This window comes from Streptococcus sp. cx1, assembly GCF_052384325.1.
Taxonomy (GTDB): Bacteria; Bacillota; Bacilli; order Lactobacillales; family Streptococcaceae; genus Streptococcus; species Streptococcus salivarius_G.
In genome coordinates this window covers 287,209-302,984 of sequence record NZ_JBQSUN010000002.1, presented here as the reverse complement: position 1 = coordinate 302,984, position 15,776 = coordinate 287,209, and the positions used below count along the sequence as shown (strand labels likewise).

Here is a 15,776-nt window from a genome sequence, read left to right as displayed (position 1 = left end):
AATCCTTCTCCTACTATTTCAGATACTTTTTAACATAGCTATAGTAGTCTGGTTTTTCTTTTTTATTAAGTGCAAAGAGCATTTGGCCTAAAGATTTCATACGACTCGATTCTTATTGTAAAGGATGTGTCTACTTTACCACAATTTTTAAAGATAAAAAAACGGCTCTATAATTTCTGTAGTGGGTAAAACCACTGTAGAGGATTATGGAGCTTTTTCAATGTACACAAAAAGTCCCATAAGAACTATAATGAAAAGCGACCAAACCATCATTAGGAAGAACTCATGAGACTTATTAAGAATACCACAGAATTAATCGGAATTAAAGACCCTAACATCATTATTTCTCTTGTTTTGGAAACTAATACTCATATCGAGATTCATGCAAAACTTGATTACCCTGCACCATCATGTCCTCATTGCCATGGAAAGATGATCAAGTACGACTTTCAAAAGCCTTCTAAAATCCCTCTTCTCGAGCAAGCGGGAACTTCAACACTACTACGTCTGAAGAAACGTCGCTTCCAGTGTAAAGTGTGTAAGAGAGTAACAGTGGCTGAAACCTCAATCGTTGAGAAAAACCACCAAATCTCCAACCTTGTCCGACAAAAGGTTGCACAACTTCTAACTGAGAAGGTATCACTAACGGATATTGCCAGAAGACTTCGTGTATCAACGTCCACCGTTTATCGTAAACTTGATCAGTTTACTTTCAAGGAACATTATGACAAACTCCCAGCTGTTATGTCCTGGGATGAGTTTGGGTTCAAGAAAGGTGAACTCGCTTTTGTGGCTCAAAACTATGAGACCAACAAACTCATAACCATCCTTGATAATCGCCGTCAAACCACTATTCGAAACTACTTTTTGAAGTATCCATTGAAAGTACGACAACAGGTACAGTTTATCACGATGGATATGTCAGGAGCCTATATGCCACTAGCTCGAAGACTTTTTCCAAATGCCGAAATCATTATTGATCGTTTCCACATCATCCAGCACCTTGGTCGAGCCTTTTTAAAGACAAGAATTGCGATTATGAACCAGTTTGATAAGAAGTCACTACCTTATCGAGCTTTAAAAAATCACTGGAGACTCTTCCAAAAGGACAGCCGTAAGTTATCTCTCAACCCTTTTTACTCAAAGACCTTCCATCAAACATTATGCCCACATGAAGTCGTTGAGAAGACACTGAATTTCTCAGAAGAACTCACCAATTATTATAATCTCTATCAGCTTTTGCTTTTTCACTTTCAGGAGAAGAGGGGGGATGAGTTTTTTGAACTCATAGAGGAGAATATAAGCAAGGTCAATCATTACTTCAAAACAGTCTTTAGGACTTTTCGTAAACATAAACAATACATCAAAAATGCACTAGAAACACATTACTCAAATGCAAAATTGGAAGGGACCAATAAGCTTATCAAAGATATTAAACGTCTGGGCTTCGGTTTTAAAAATTTTATCAACTTTAGAAAGCGTGTTTTCATCACTCTGAATATACAAAAAGAGAAGACCTATCTGGTCCTCTCTAGATGTTAGCTTTTCGTCACCCACTACAGTTGACAAAGAGCCAAAAAAACTCTCCCTGCACAGCAGAGAGAGTTCGTTCGGATTTTGTTAAGCAAGATGCTATTATCCAATTTAAACTTATGTAGACTAATAAAAGTCTGGAATATTAATCCATCTTTGTCCCTTTATTTATTATCTTGCCCATTTTCCACAATCCAATCAGTAAGAGAGGGAAAGAGAATAGCGTTACAAGGCCCAGGATGATAAAGACTACTACAAATCCATAACTATCGATGAACCAACCCGTCAGTGGGAAGATGACAATCATGGATAGACTAAACATCATCGAATTGATGCTCAGCATGGTTGCCCGTACACTGGATGGTAAATAGCCTTGTAAATCATTGTAGTAAATGGGTTGATAAACCGCATAAAGTGCATTGGTCAAGAGATAAACACTTAGATAGGCGAATGGAGTTCTCAACCATACCAACAGCAAGGCCAACCCTGTCAGCGCAACCAGAATTGGAAAGACTTGATTGCTATTCCATTTTTTCCCGATTTGACTAGCTAGATAAACAGCTAGAAGATTTAAGAGACTACCAACAAGCATGATGAGCGATACTTGCCAACTGGCTAGGTCACTGATTTTCTGTTGGTAGTAAAAATAAAACATGCACATGATGGTTCCTAGCAGTTGATAGGTGAGCATCCAGTAAAATAAGACCGGTTTCTCCTGCCATTCTTGTTTCACCACCACCAATATCCGTTTTAAGGTTAAGCGATCTCTTTCATCACTCTTAGTTTCTGGCTCCTTCATCAGAAAAATCAAGAGAATGGAAACTAATGAAAGGCCAATCGCAATATGATAGGTCCAGGCCAAGGCTCCGTGAACAAAGAAACCAGCAACAACTGTACCTAGAGTTCGGGTGACTTCTGCCACACCAGACAAAAAGCTAGAAATCTGAAGATAGCGGTCCTTTTGACCTACTTCAACTGCTGAATCATATAAGAAAGCCGTACTGGTCCCCGAGTCAAAATTGTAAGACCAAGCATTGACCATCATGGCAATCGCATAAATCCAAAAATTTCCCTGACCAAGTAAGATCAAGACAGAGGATCCAATACTGGCCAAGCGAGCCAAATAGAGATTGGTCTTGTAGCTAAACCGATCGGCCAACATACCTGATGGAATCTCACACAAGAGACTTGTCCCATGAAAGATACTTTCTAGTAAACCGATTTGAAGTAAGGAAAGACCATTCTGAATGAAAAATAAAATCCAAAAACTGGTGATTCCAAAATATGATGTGAATTCCAGTCCTGCTAGAAGTGGAATATTGCCTTTGTAAGTTCTTTTAAACATCGTTTTCTCACTTTCAATATGTAATTTGATTGTTTCTAAAAGACTTACTTAGAGTTGCCTACATTTTCCTCACCCTCCTTAATTTAAAGTAAAAACGCCAGTTGGCGTTTTTATTTCAGATACTTTTTAACATAGCTATAGTAGTCTGGTTTATCTTTTTTATTAAGTGCAAAGAGCATTTGACCCTTATGGGGCTCTTTCTCATCATTTGGTTCTAGAAAGAGAGCAACCTCTTTGGATTGAGTTGGGAAAAATACCGTATAAGTCGTCTCTTTCCCCTGATCTTTTACTTTAAGCGAATAATAGGTAAAGTCATCTTTAGACTTGGGACCATCCACTGTATAGTTATAATCCTGCTCACCAATCTTGACCTTATCTTTCTTGAAGACAATCGTATAATCCTTCTTTAAGGCATCTTGTGCATGCCATTCACCCTCTAGTGAGGGAGCAGACTTGCTGCAAGCTACTATTGAAACCATACAAAGTAAGGCCAAAAGACCAAGTAACCATCTTTTCATACTTTTGCACTCCTAAAGAATTTTACTTATGGTTTGATACGGTGCAACATACGTGGGAATGGAATAGCTTCACGGATGTGTTTTGTTCCAGCTACGAAAGTAACCATACGTTCAATACCGATACCAAAACCACCGTGTGGTACTGAACCATATTTACGTAGGTCAAGATAGAATTCGTATTCTGAACGGTCCATTCCGAGTTCATCCATTTTAGCTACAAGAGCATCGTAGTCATCTTCACGCATTGAACCACCGATGATTTCACCATAACCTTCTGGAGCCAAAAGGTCTGCACAAAGAACGCGCTCAGGATTACCAGGAACTGGTTTCATGTAGAAGGCCTTGAAGCTTGCTGGATAATTAACAACGAATGTTGGAACACCAAAATAGTTAGAAATCCAAGTTTCGTGTGGTGAACCGAAGTCATCCCCATGTTCAAGGTGCTCGTAATCAGTATCTTCATCATTTTCATGTGCTTGAAGAAGATCGATAGCTTCATCATATGACACGCGCTTGAATGGCTCAGCAATGTATTTCTTAAGAAGATCTACATCACGTTCAAGGATTTCAAGAGCTTGTGGCGCACGATCAATAACACCTTGAATAAGAGCTTTAACATAAGCTTCTTGCAAATCAAGTGACTCATCATGTGACAAGAATGAATACTCAGCATCCATCATCCAGAACTCAGTCAAGTGACGACGTGTTTTTGATTTTTCGGCACGGAAAACAGGACCAAAGTCAAATACACGACCAAGAGCCATGGCACCAGCTTCAAGGTAAAGCTGACCAGATTGGCTTAGGTAAGCAGGTGTACCAAAGTAATCCGTTTCAAACAATTCCGTTGAATCTTCAGCTGCATTTCCTGACAAAATTGGACTATCAAATTTGATGAAACCATTTTTATCAAAGAATTCGTAAGTTGCGTAAATAATCGCATTACGAATTTGTTGGACAGCCATTTGTTTACGTGAACGCAACCAAAGGTGACGATTATCCATCAAGAAGTCAGTTCCGTGTTCTTTTGGTGTGATTGGGTAATCATGTGATTCACCGATGACTTCTACTGCTGTCACATCCAACTCGTAACCAAATTTTGAACGTTCGTCTTCTTTAACCACACCAGTCACATAAACTGATGTTTCTTGGCTAAGGCGTTTAACAGTATCAAATTTTTCAGTACCTTCTTCTTCACCGTATTTTTCGATGAAGTTAGGTTTGAAAGCTACCGCTTGGAAGAAGGCAGTTCCATCACGCAATTGAAGAAAGGCCAATTTCCCTTTACCTGATTTGTTAGCTACCCATGCACCGATAGTGATTTCTTCGCCCACGTGTTTAGGCACATCAATAATTGAAACTAATTGTTTAGACATGTAATTACTTCTCTTTTCTTTTGATCTATATTAATTCTATTTTTCCATAAAGGCTTTGATTCGGCGGACTGCTTCTTTCAAAGTATCTAAGTCTGTTGCATAGCTAAGACGAATATTTTCAGGTGCGCCGAATCCTGCACCTGTTACCAAAGCGACTTCAGCCTCCTCAAGAATAGCGTTTGTAAAATCATTAACATTTGTGTAGCCTTTGATTTCCATCGCTTTTTTAACATTAGGGAAGAGGTAAAAGGCACCTTGAGGTTTGATGACTTCAAAGCCAGGCACTTCAGCTAGGAGTGGATAAATTGTATTCAAACGTTCCTCAAAGGCCTGACGCATTTCTTCGATAGAAGACTGATCACCAGTTAAGGCTTCAATAGCAGCATATTGAGAAACTGCTGTAAGATTTGATGTCGTTTGACTGATAATCTTAGCCATACCTGAAATAATTTCTAGATCTCCGACAGCAAAACCAACACGCCAACCTGTCATAGCATAGGTCTTAGAAACACCATTAATCACAATTGTTTGCTTACGAATGGTATCTGAAAGACTAGAAATTGGAGTAAAGGTGTTGCCATTGTAAACCAAACGGCCATAGATATCATCTGCTAAAATCAAGATATCGTGATCAACCGCCCAGTCACCGATTGCTTGCAATTCTTCCTTGCTGTAAATCATTCCTGTTGGATTTGATGGAGAATTAAGCAAGACAACTTTAGTTTTTTCAGTACGGGCCGCTTCAAGTTGTTCAACCGTTGCTTTAAAGTGATTAGCTTCAGTCGTTTGGAAAGTGACCGGAACACCCTCAACCATTTTAACTTGGTCTACATAAGAAACCCAGCAAGGTGTTGGAATAATGACTTCATCACCAGGATTGATGACCGTAGCAAAGAAAGCATATAAGATAAACTTCGCACCAGTGCCGACAACAACCTCATTTGGTTTTACAGCATAGCCATAGAAGTTTTCCATGTAAGTGCTAATCGCATCCTTAAGTTCTGGAAGTCCAGAAGCTACGGTATAGAAACTTGCCTTACCATTTTCAATAGAGGCAATGGCAGCATCTTGAATATTCTTAGGTGTTACAAAATCTGGTTCACCAAGTGTCAAACTCAAGATATCACGTCCTTGAGCTTTAAGAGCTTTAGCACGCGCACTGGCAGCTAAAGTAACACTTTCTTCCATTTGTAATACACGATTTGATAATTTTGTCATTTCATTATAGTCCTTCCACTTTAATAACCTGACCTGAGATAAAATCAACCAGATAATACTGGGTTCCTGACTTCACTTCCCAAATAGGAGTTTTGCCATACTTTCCTAGGTGGACATAGGATATATCCTTAGCACCATAGGCTTTAGCAGCTTTCTTAGCCACTGACTTACTAATACCATCCGATTGCTTGTAGATATCAACCTCACCTGAATCATGACTCACGATAACAGCTAGTTTCTCACCTTGACCAGACTTTCCAAGAAGTCCGTAGTAGGTTGCCTCACCATGGTAGATATCAAATTCAGTAACAGTCTTAATATCTGCTTTGCTCTCTGCTATGGCAATAACCTTCTTTTCAGCGTCTACATAAGGCTTAGTCGCTACAATAAGAATAGCAGTCAAAGAAGCAATTAAGGTCACAACGATTACAATTATTCCAAAAATGAACTGTTGCTTTTTGGTCCAGGGTGAACGTTGTTTACGCATAATGCCTCCTAAAAAAGTTTCTGAATTTATTATATCAGAAAATGATAAATCTTTACATAGCAATATAGCTAGTATTGAGCAATTAAGTCTATCTTTTTTATAAGTCAGTAAAATTTATAAAACCTAAGTAATCTTAGAAAAGGTTGGTTTTAAAAAGTTAACTTTCTTGTTCTAAGAAATCCTGAATATCCTCTTTGACTTCCTCGAACTTAGCGTGCTTAAGCGCAACTTCTTGTGTCACTTCTTTTAGAAATAGTTTTCCATAACTCTTAACGAGCGGGCGATTATCCATAAGAAGAATAGCCGAGCGCTGTTCTGGACGTCTTTGAGCACGTCCAATAGCTTGTTTAAAACGTAAAACCGTCATGGGAAGACTGTAACTATCAAAGGTGCTCTTTCCTTGCTTAGAAAACCAAGATTCAATCTTTTGATAGAATGGATCCTTAGGATTGTCAAACGGCAGACGTGCAATAACCTCAATTACCCTATCTTGTTGAGCAAAGTCCACACCTTCCCAGAACGACCCCATACCCAGAAGGAGATTGGTCTCACCTCTATCAAAACGTTTTTTGACATTAAAAGCAGTCCCATTTTTCTCTTGAGTTAGGTGACGAACTTCCCTATGATCCAATAAATCTGAAACAGCCATCATACTCTTTCGAGATGTAAATAGTACTAAAATTGGATATTCCATTCCAGATAGCTTCTGGAGACGCTTTGCAAGAGCAACTTCATACTCTTCCTCAGAAGCAATACCAATCATAGGCATGCTTTGATCAATCCAAATAGCTTGATTGGGTAAAGTATCCATTGGGAGGCTAACCTTGCGTACTTGATCTAAGCCCAACAAATCAGCCACATCTACATCAGGTCCCACATCAATAGTTGCTGAAACAATTATCACTTTTTGGGCACTTGGTAGATAAGCTGAAAGTTCTAAGAGCTCTTGGCGTGATGCCTTTAAATAAGTCACACGATGTTCCTGATAATAGTCTGTTTCAAGCCAGAAATGGCTGTAAAGGGGTGTCTTCAAGGGAGACAACATCTCCATCAAATCACTTTCACCCTCCAGTTCAGAAATGGTTTGTAGCAAACGATCTAATTGCTGGCGATTATACTGCTTCTGAGGAAATTGTTGATGTTCTTGGATTAGATGGCTAACTTCAAACTGCAGATTTTCGAGCAAGCGTTGTTGAAGCAAGCTTTGACTACCACTATCAAGAATTCGATGAATATGTTGCAACAGGACAGTAAGATTGACTTGATAACGTGAAAATTGTTCCAAAGCCAGAACCATCTTTTGTCCCTCATCAATCACAAGAGTCTTTCCTCGAACAAAATCATGATCATCTTCCATACGTGTCAAAAGATAAGCATGATTGGTCACAACTACCCTTGCTTCTTGGGCTTTTTGATAGGACTGTTGCCAGAAATCATATTCAGTAAAAAGACTGTCAGCTTTTAGCTTACCATCGTGCTTAATCTCATCGAAATAAGCCATATAGCGCTGCTTTTGTCTGATTTCGTCAAGATCCCCTGTCTCTGTTTCAGTCAACCAAACCAAGAGTTGCATTTTGTAACGATTAATCAAACGGTTACTATCCTGACGAAGTAAGGTCTGGTAGAATGCATCTAATTTGATATAATTCTGAGGTCCTTTGAGACTATGAAAGTTAATATTAAAGACATCCGATAAGGCTTTAGCTTCCTGATTCATAATCTGATTTTGAAGGAGCTTGGTCGGAACAGCCACTACCACTTTATCTACATCAGATTGCGCCAACAAAGGAAGCAAATAGCCATAGGTTTTTCCGATTCCAGTCTGAGCCTGAATCATGGAAATATCAGTATTATCAAGCTCCCTTCTTACTGCCTCAGCAAACTCTCTTTGTTTAGGTCTTGATTCCAAATCTAAGAGAGCAATATTGGTATCAAAATCTTGAGACAGTTTTCGTTCTGCCTTATAAGTCAAAGGTCTACGAAGAACAATTCCAGATTCTTCAAGCGTGACATATTCTTTTGATAGACCTAAATTTTGACCTCTTATAGCATCACGAATAACCAACTCAGTTTCAAAAAGAAGATTATCTGAAAAGGTCAAAAGCATCTCAATTGTCTGTCTAGGTAAGCTAGCAATCTTATCCATCAAATGAAACAAAAGCTGTCCGGTCGCTCTCGCATCTTCAATAGCGGTATGGGCCTGAGCTAGGTCAAGATTAAGAACCTTGGATAAATGAGATAGCTTATATTGTTCTAACGTCGGATAAAAGACCTGAGCCAATTCGACAGTATCCACACGAGGAGTCCTTAGTTCGAAGCCCTCCATGAAAAGAGCCTCTGCAAGCAAATTGGCATCAAATTTAACATTATGGGCAACAAAAATACAGTCCTCAATCAGTTCAAAAATGGTTCTAGCAATTTCTGAGAAATCTGGGGCTTGAGCCAACTGCTGATCGGTAATCCCTGTTAAATGAATAATATGATCATCGAGTTCTTGGTGGGGGTTAACATCACTCGCAAATTCGTCAATCACCTGACCATTTTGCATAATGACAATTCCCACCTGTATAATACTAGCCGTTGACGAAGCGGAGGTAGCTTCCAAATCAACAATGGCATATTTATTCGTGTTTTTTTCACTCATAGTGACCTTATTATAGCATATCCAAAGCATCAAAAAAAGATAAAGCCTTCATTCTGAGATTGGAAAAAGCCTCGAATTCGTGCTACACTAGAACTATGAAAATTAAACGAATTTTAAATCCTGTTGCTCAGGAAAATACCTATATTTTAGAAAACGATACAGCCTGTCTAGTCATTGATCCAGGAAGTGATACTTCCGCTATCTTAGCTGAACTTAAAGCAATCGACAAACCAGTTGCTGCTATCCTTTTGACACATACACACTACGATCACATTATGAGTGTTGAGGCAGTCCGTCAAGCTTATAATCACCCTCCTGTTTATGTTGCAGAGGCTGAAAAAGACTGGTTGATGAATCCTATTGATAATTTATCGGGACTTCCACGTCATGATGACATGGAAGATGTCATCGTCAATCCTGCAGACTTCTATTTTGATTTTACTACAACATATAATATTAGTAATTTTCAATTTAAAGTTGTTCCAACCCCAGGACATTCTATCGGTGGCATTTCTTTGATTTTCGATGAAGAAGAAATCGTCTTTTCTGGTGATGCCCTCTTTAAAGAAACAATTGGACGCTGGGACCTTCCAACAGGGAACCACGAACAATTACTCACTAGTATTAAAGAACAACTCTTTATACTTCCTAACCACTACAGAGTTTTCCCAGGTCATGGATGGGACACTACTATAGGCCACGAAAAAAACTTTAACCCACATTTTTCATAAGAATAAAAGCTCAGCAAACTATAAAGCTGGGCTTTTTACATGCATAAAAAAGAAGGTCTAAAGACCTTCTTACTTGAAATACTAGATTGTATTTATTTAGATTTGATATAGTTAACACCATCAGCTTTTGGTGCTACTGCTTTACCAAAGAATGCAGCCAAGACAATAATTGTCAAGACATATGGTGCAATTTGCAAGTAGACGTTTGGTACATGTGAAATAAGCGGAAGTTGTTTCCCGATAATTGCCAATGATTGTGACAAACCGAAGAATAAACTTGAGAGCATAGCTCCAACTGGATTCCAACGACCAAAAATCATAGCAGCCAAGGCGATGAAACCAGGACCTGCAATCGTCGTAATAGCAAAGTTGTTAGAGATGGATTGAGCATAAACTGCACCACCAACACCACCAAGGAATCCTGAAATCATGACACCATAGTAGCGCATACGGTAAACATTAATACCAAGTGTATCCGCTGCCTGTGGGTGCTCACCTACTGAGCGAAGACGCAAACCAAAGCGAGTCTTGAAGATAACCCACCAAGACACAACTGAAACCAAAATCGCTACATATGCAATCAAGGAAACGTTCGTAAAGAAGACTTTACCCAAGATTGGAATGTGGCTCAAAATTGGAAATGATACAGTTTTAAAGTTATGGCTAATAGCTGGTGTTTGGCCGGCACCAAAGATAACACGTGTCAGAAAGACTGCTAAAGATGGAGCAATCAAGTTCAATACCGTACCAGAGACAACATGATCCGCACGGAAATTAATGGTCGCAACCGCGTGGAGCAATGAGTAAACAAGACCAATAAGACCTGCTACAATTGCGGCAATCCAAGGAGTTGCATCACCAAAACTATCTGCAAAATTCAAGTTAAAGAGAACACCTGCGAAGGCTCCAATAACCATGATTCCTTCAAGACCGACATTTACGATACCGCCTCGTTCAGAGAAAGTACCACCGATACTTGTGAAAATCAATGGTGCTGAGTATTTCAGCATAGAGGCAACAATCAAGGCTAAAATTGTAATGAAGTCCATATTAGTTTTGTCCTCCTTTAGCTTTCACTGACTTTTGACGAGGGCGAACCCAATATCTAATAATATAGTTAGCACCGACAAAGAAGATAATCAAAGCAGATACAACGTCGATAACTTCAGGAGGCACACCAATCATACCACTCTTACCTACAGACAAGACACCATAAAGAAGGGCAGCAAACGGAATACCAATAGGTGAATTAGTAGCCAAAAGAGCAACCGCCATACCGTTCCAACCAATTGCCAATGAAGAGTTTTGAACAAAGGCATTTTGGAAGGTACCAAGTCCTTCTACTGTTCCTCCAAGTCCACAAAGGGCACCTGAAATAATCATAGACATGATAATAACACGTTTTGATGACATCCCTGCATATTCAGACGCATGAGGGTTAAGACCTACAGATGTAATTTCAAAACCAGTTGTTGTTTTCTTGAGCATGAACCAAACAAGGAAAACTGCTGCAAGAGCAAGGAAGAAACCAATATTAAAACGCGAGCCACCAGTTAGAGAGGATAAGAATTCTGTTTGATAGCTTGCAGAGGCTGCGACCTTATTAGATGCTTCTGATGAACGCAACATATCGGCTGTAAAACCAAATCGAACAATATTGTTTGCTACATACAAAATTATGTAGTTCATCATGATGGTAACAATGACCTCACTAGTTCCCAAGTAAGCACGTAGAATACCCGGAATTGCACCAGCGATACCACCAGCTACAAGACCGATGATTACTGTACAGAAAACTGAAACCACTTTTGGTAATTCTGGAAATGATAACGCAAACCATACAGCCGAAGTCCAACCTGCTAAAGCCTGACCAGGCAAACCAACGTTAAAGAAACCAGCTTTAGATGCTACAGAAAATCCGAGTGCAATAAGAATCAAGGGACTCATGGCACGAAGAATTTCACCGATATTTTTCAAAGAACCGAAGGCTGTACTGAAGAGATCATAGTAAGCCCAAAATGGATCGTAACCAAAGATTAACATCAATACGGCCCCGATCAACATTCCCAAGAGGACAGCAATCAAAGGAACTGCCCAATTTTGTGTTTTCTTAGACATTTGCTTCCTCCTTATTCAATTGTCCACCAGCCATTAGGATACCAAGATCTTGCTTATTCGTTTCAGCAGGATCTAGGATACCTTGAATTGCACCATCATAGATAACTGCAATTCTGTCTGACATATCAAGAATTTCATCCAATTCAAAGCTGACTACAATAACAGCCTTACCTTTATCACGCTCAGCGATAATACGTTTACGAATGTATTCAATGGCACCTACGTCAAGACCACGAGTTGGTTGACTGACAATAAGAAGCTCTGGGTCACGGTCAATTTCACGGGCGATAACAGCTTTTTGTTGGTTACCACCAGACAAGTCACCACCAGCAATCAACTCTCCAGCACCACGAACGTCAAATTCTTCCATCAATTCTCGAGCTTTAGCATTGATAACATTATAGTTCAAGATACCATTTTTCGAATTTGGTTCTTTGTAGTAGGTTTGAAGAGCAATATTTTCAGCTACTGTCATTTCAAGAACCATACCATCACGGTGACGGTCTTCAGGAATATGACCAACACTCATATCTGTAATCTGACGAGTTGTCTTATGAATAATAGATTCGCCCTTGATAGTAATGTCACCAGACTTAACTTTGCGTAGTCCAGTAATCGCTTGGACAAGTTCAGTTTGACCGTTACCATCAATACCAGCAATACCGATGATTTCACCCGCACGAACATCTAAAGATAAGTTCTTAACGGCAGGAACACCACGGTTCTCATTGACCACCAAATCTTTAATAGAAAGAACAACTTCTTTTGGATTTGAAGGAATTTTTTCTGTTTTAAAGGAGACATGACGACCAACCATCATTTCGGCCAAGTCAGCATTTGTTGATCCTTCAATTGTCACTGTATCAATTGATTTACCACGACGGATAACTGTGACACGGTCAGAAACCGCACGAATCTCATCCAATTTATGGGTGATAAGGATAATCGACTTACCTTCTTTGACCAAAGTTTTCATGATGTTTAGAAGTTCAGTAATTTCAGACGGAGTCAATACCGCAGTCGGTTCATCGAAAATCAAAATATCAGCACCACGATACAGAGTCTTAAGGATTTCAACACGCTGTTGAGCACCAACAGAAATATCTGCTACCTTAGCTGTTGGATCTACCGCAAGTCCATATCTTTCAGAGAGCTCAGTAATTTCCTTAATAGCCTTCTTCATATCAAGGACACCACCGGCTTTGGTTACCTCACTACCCAGGATGATATTCTCAGCAACTGTAAAAGCTTCAACCAACATAAAGTGTTGGTGAACCATCCCAATCCCCAATTTCGTTGCTTTCGAAGGTGAATCAATCGTCACCTCTTGTCCATTAACCTTAATAATCCCGCTTGTTGGCTGTAAAAGACCTGCAAGCATGTTCATTAAGGTTGACTTACCAGCACCATTTTCACCGAGGAGGGCATGGATTTCTCCTGGTCTTACATCAAGATTGATATGATCATTTGCCACAAATTCACCAAATTTTTTGGTAATATCGTGCATCTCAATGACATTTGGCTTCGTCATACAATCTCCTTTCAAGAATTATTTTTATATCAGCAAAGGGAAATATAAACTGCTTCCCTTTGCTGAGACAAAAATTGTCCCAGTTTAGATATTATGGATTATTTGCTAAGACCATCAGTTGGTTTCAATTCACCATTCTTGATTTGTTCTTTAGCTTTTTCTACTGCATCCTTGATATCAGAAGGAAGCTTAGATGTTACGATGTCAACACCACCATCTTTGATACCATAAGTCTTAGTAGAACCACCTTCAAATTTATCGCCTTTAAGTTGTCCGTTAGCGATATCTTTAACAACTGTACCAACTTTTTTGATTGTTGAAGTCAAAACAAAGTTAGATTTTTTCTTGTCTGAAGATGTATAGTTACCTTCTGCATTTTGGTCACGGTCAACACCGATTACCCAAACTTTCTTATCGCTGTCAGCATCAAGTTTTTCGTTAACTTCTTTAGCTGCTGTGAAGACACCAGTACCAGTACCACCAGCTGCTTGATAGATTACGTCAACGCCTGAAGCGTACATAGTTGAAGCAATTGTTGTACCTTTAGCAGCATCTGAGAATGATTCAGCATATTGAACTTGTACATCGATGTCTGGTTTTACAGATTTAGCACCTGCTGTGAAACCAGCTTCAAAACGTGTAATTGTATCTGATGTTTGACCACCAATGAAACCAACTTTATTTGTTTTTGATTGCATTGCTGCTGCGATACCTGCAAGGTAAGCACCTTCGTTATCAGCAAACAAAACGCTCTCAACATTCTTTTGGTCTTTGATGACATCATCAATGATTACGTAGTTAACATCTTCATGTTCCTTAGCAGCATCTGAAACAGCATCATGAAGGGCAAAACCAACACCAAAGATGAGGTTGTAACCTTGGCTTTGAGCAGCTGACATATTGTTTGCAAAGTCAGACTCTGAGTTTGATTGGAAGTAAGTAAAGCCAGAATCTTTTTTAAGTTTGTTAGCTTTACCCCACTCTTGGAGTCCTTCCCATGCTGATTGGTTAAATGATTTATCATCTACCCCACCAGTATCTGTAACGATAGCAGCTTTAACTTTAGAATCAGCTGATGATCCACCGCGTCCGCCACGAGCACATGCTGCAAGACCAAGTGCTGCTACAGCAACAAGGCCAAGACCGATAATTTTCTTGTTCAATTTCATCTTGAACACTCCTCCTATAACTTGCAAGAAAACTTGCTTAATAAAGAATAAAACAACTAGACTATTGTAAGTCTGTAAAAGAGTATGGTAACAACTCTCCGACTGTCATCTCGACTGTCGATTTATCTTCAGCGATAAGAATCACTTTAGAATCGGATTTAAAAAATTCAACCATCACTTGGCGACATGCACCGCATGGTGATATAGGCTCTTTGGTGTCTCCGTATACTGCGAGACATTCAAAGTCTCTATGACCTTCGGATACCGCCTTAAAAATGGCTGTTCTTTCTGCACAATTGGTCAATCCGAATGAGGCATTCTCAATGTTACATCCTTGAAAAATGTCCCCATCCTTTGTAAGCAATGCTGCTCCAACTCTAAAACGAGAATAGGGAACATAGGCATTTTCAGCTGCTTCTTGCGCCGCTTTTATTACTTGATCTTTTTCAATAATTGTCATGGCTTTCTTGCCCTTTCATAATGGCCACTCCTGATGAAGTACCAATACGGGTTGCACCAGCTTTGATAAAGGCTTGAGCCGCCTCAAGTGTTCGTGCTCCACCAGATGCCTTGACTCCCATAATAGGCCCAACAGCTTCTCGCATAAGTTCAATATCTTCAATGGTAGCACCACCAGTAGAAAAACCTGTAGATGTCTTCACAAAATCTGCACCTGCCAGTTTTGCTAATTGGCAAGCTTCGACCTTTTCTTCATCAGTCAATAGACAAGTTTCAATAATAACCTTTACAAGTTTACTTCCACTAGCTTCAACAACAGCTTTAATATCGTCTTCAACTAATTTAAGATTTCTAGATTTAAGAGCACCGATATTGATTACCATATCAATTTCATCCGCCCCATTGGAAATAGCATCCTTGGCTTCAAAAGCCTTAACTGCGGAGGTCGATGCTCCCAAAGGAAAACCAATAACCGTACAAACTTTGACAGAACTATCCTTAAGCAATTCAGCTGCCGTTTTGACCCAAGTTGGATTAACACAGACACTGGCAAACTCATACTTCTTAGCCTCATCAATTAGGGCAAGAATCTGTTCTTTATTAGCATCAGCTTTTAGTAAGGTATGGTCAATATAGCTATTAACAGACAT

At 39.4% G+C, this 15,776-nt stretch carries 13 protein-coding genes and 1 pseudogene; 2 read left to right on the top strand and 12 right to left on the bottom strand.

What is annotated here, in order from left to right:
• Positions 1-285 precede the first annotated feature (285 nt).
• Positions 286-1,535: pseudogene (locus tag ACT170_RS05040) on the top strand (ISL3 family transposase).
• A gap of 143 nt (positions 1,536-1,678) precedes the next feature.
• Here ACT170_RS05040 and ACT170_RS05035 read toward each other — a convergent pair.
• The 6 genes from ACT170_RS05035 to ACT170_RS05010 all read right to left on the bottom strand — a co-directional run bounded on the left by ACT170_RS05035 (position 1,679) and on the right by ACT170_RS05010 (position 9,118).
• Positions 1,679-2,878 carry an MFS transporter gene (locus ACT170_RS05035; protein WP_444818111.1) on the bottom strand — a complete coding sequence of 400 codons (1,200 nt, stop codon included), beginning with the start codon at positions 2,876-2,878 and terminating at the stop codon, positions 1,679-1,681.
• 110 nt (positions 2,879-2,988) lie between these two features.
• Positions 2,989-3,396 (bottom strand): hypothetical protein, encoded by a 408-nt coding sequence (locus tag ACT170_RS05030; RefSeq protein WP_070476107.1) that lies wholly within the window; start codon positions 3,394-3,396, stop codon positions 2,989-2,991.
• A 26-nt stretch (positions 3,397-3,422) separates the two neighbouring features.
• On the bottom strand, positions 3,423-4,769 hold the full coding sequence (gene asnS, locus ACT170_RS05025) for an asparagine--tRNA ligase (RefSeq protein WP_002891115.1): 1,347 nt from the start codon (positions 4,767-4,769) through the stop codon (positions 3,423-3,425).
• A 36-nt stretch (positions 4,770-4,805) separates the two neighbouring features.
• Entirely contained in the window at positions 4,806-5,987 is a 1,182-nt protein-coding gene (locus tag ACT170_RS05020; RefSeq protein ID WP_444818110.1) for a pyridoxal phosphate-dependent aminotransferase, read from the bottom strand.
• A gap of 4 nt (positions 5,988-5,991) precedes the next feature.
• On the bottom strand, positions 5,992-6,474 hold the full coding sequence (locus ACT170_RS05015; protein ID WP_004182029.1) for a cell wall elongation regulator TseB-like domain-containing protein: 483 nt from the start codon (positions 6,472-6,474) through the stop codon (positions 5,992-5,994).
• A 157-nt stretch (positions 6,475-6,631) separates the two neighbouring features.
• Positions 6,632-9,118, bottom strand: a complete 2,487-nt coding sequence (locus tag ACT170_RS05010) for a bifunctional DnaQ family exonuclease/ATP-dependent helicase (RefSeq protein ID WP_444818109.1) — start codon at positions 9,116-9,118, stop codon at positions 6,632-6,634.
• 95 nt (positions 9,119-9,213) lie between these two features.
• Here ACT170_RS05010 and ACT170_RS05005 point away from each other — a divergent pair, with 95 nt between their 5' ends.
• Entirely contained in the window at positions 9,214-9,849 is a 636-nt protein-coding gene (locus ACT170_RS05005) for an MBL fold metallo-hydrolase (RefSeq protein ID WP_245084896.1), read from the top strand.
• A 92-nt stretch (positions 9,850-9,941) separates the two neighbouring features.
• Here ACT170_RS05005 and ACT170_RS05000 read toward each other — a convergent pair whose 3' ends face one another.
• From ACT170_RS05000 to deoC, 6 genes are all read right to left on the bottom strand, one after another.
• Entirely contained in the window at positions 9,942-10,898 is a 957-nt protein-coding gene (locus ACT170_RS05000; protein WP_343093023.1) for an ABC transporter permease, read from the bottom strand.
• A gap of 1 nt (position 10,899) precedes the next feature.
• Complete coding sequence (locus tag ACT170_RS04995) at positions 10,900-11,967, bottom strand: ABC transporter permease (protein ID WP_004182077.1); 1,068 nt, start codon at positions 11,965-11,967, stop codon at positions 10,900-10,902.
• Positions 11,960-13,498: an ABC transporter ATP-binding protein gene (locus ACT170_RS04990; RefSeq protein WP_444818108.1), complete on the bottom strand. Its 1,539-nt coding sequence runs from the start codon at positions 13,496-13,498 to the stop codon at positions 11,960-11,962. The genes ACT170_RS04995 and ACT170_RS04990 overlap by 8 nt, the downstream gene beginning before the upstream one ends.
• A 98-nt stretch (positions 13,499-13,596) precedes the next feature.
• On the bottom strand, positions 13,597-14,661 hold the full coding sequence (locus ACT170_RS04985) for a BMP family lipoprotein (RefSeq protein WP_277619134.1): 1,065 nt from the start codon (positions 14,659-14,661) through the stop codon (positions 13,597-13,599).
• Positions 14,662-14,728: 67 nt separating this feature from the next.
• Positions 14,729-15,127, bottom strand: coding sequence for a cytidine deaminase (locus ACT170_RS04980; protein ID WP_073687945.1), 399 nt, complete (start codon positions 15,125-15,127; stop codon positions 14,729-14,731).
• Positions 15,114-15,776, bottom strand: coding sequence for a deoxyribose-phosphate aldolase (deoC, locus tag ACT170_RS04975; RefSeq protein WP_444818107.1), 663 nt, complete (start codon positions 15,774-15,776; stop codon positions 15,114-15,116). The genes ACT170_RS04980 and deoC overlap by 14 nt, the downstream gene beginning before the upstream one ends.

What these genes read in the sequence shown, in the direction of transcription:
- ACT170_RS05035 (WP_444818111.1), bottom strand. Translation starts at nt 2,878, where the DNA reads ATGTTTAAAAGAACTTACAAAGGCAATATTCCACTTCTAGCAGGACTG.
- ACT170_RS05030 (WP_070476107.1), bottom strand. Translation starts at nt 3,396, where the DNA reads ATGAAAAGATGGTTACTTGGTCTTTTGGCCTTACTTTGTATGGTTTCA.
- asnS (WP_002891115.1), bottom strand. Translation starts at nt 4,769, where the DNA reads ATGTCTAAACAATTAGTTTCAATTATTGATGTGCCTAAACACGTGGGC.
- ACT170_RS05020 (WP_444818110.1), bottom strand. Translation starts at nt 5,987, where the DNA reads ATGACAAAATTATCAAATCGTGTATTACAAATGGAAGAAAGTGTTACT.
- ACT170_RS05015 (WP_004182029.1), bottom strand. Translation starts at nt 6,474, where the DNA reads ATGCGTAAACAACGTTCACCCTGGACCAAAAAGCAACAGTTCATTTTT.
- ACT170_RS05010 (WP_444818109.1), bottom strand. Translation starts at nt 9,118, where the DNA reads ATGAGTGAAAAAAACACGAATAAATATGCCATTGTTGATTTGGAAGCT.
- ACT170_RS05005 (WP_245084896.1), top strand. Translation starts at nt 9,214, where the DNA reads ATGAAAATTAAACGAATTTTAAATCCTGTTGCTCAGGAAAATACCTAT.
- ACT170_RS05000 (WP_343093023.1), bottom strand. Translation starts at nt 10,898, where the DNA reads ATGGACTTCATTACAATTTTAGCCTTGATTGTTGCCTCTATGCTGAAA.
- ACT170_RS04995 (WP_004182077.1), bottom strand. Translation starts at nt 11,967, where the DNA reads ATGTCTAAGAAAACACAAAATTGGGCAGTTCCTTTGATTGCTGTCCTC.
- ACT170_RS04990 (WP_444818108.1), bottom strand. Translation starts at nt 13,498, where the DNA reads ATGACGAAGCCAAATGTCATTGAGATGCACGATATTACCAAAAAATTT.
- ACT170_RS04980 (WP_073687945.1), bottom strand. Translation starts at nt 15,127, where the DNA reads ATGACAATTATTGAAAAAGATCAAGTAATAAAAGCGGCGCAAGAAGCA.
- deoC (WP_444818107.1), bottom strand. Translation starts at nt 15,776, where the DNA reads ATGTCTGTTAATAGCTATATTGACCATACCTTACTAAAAGCTGATGCT.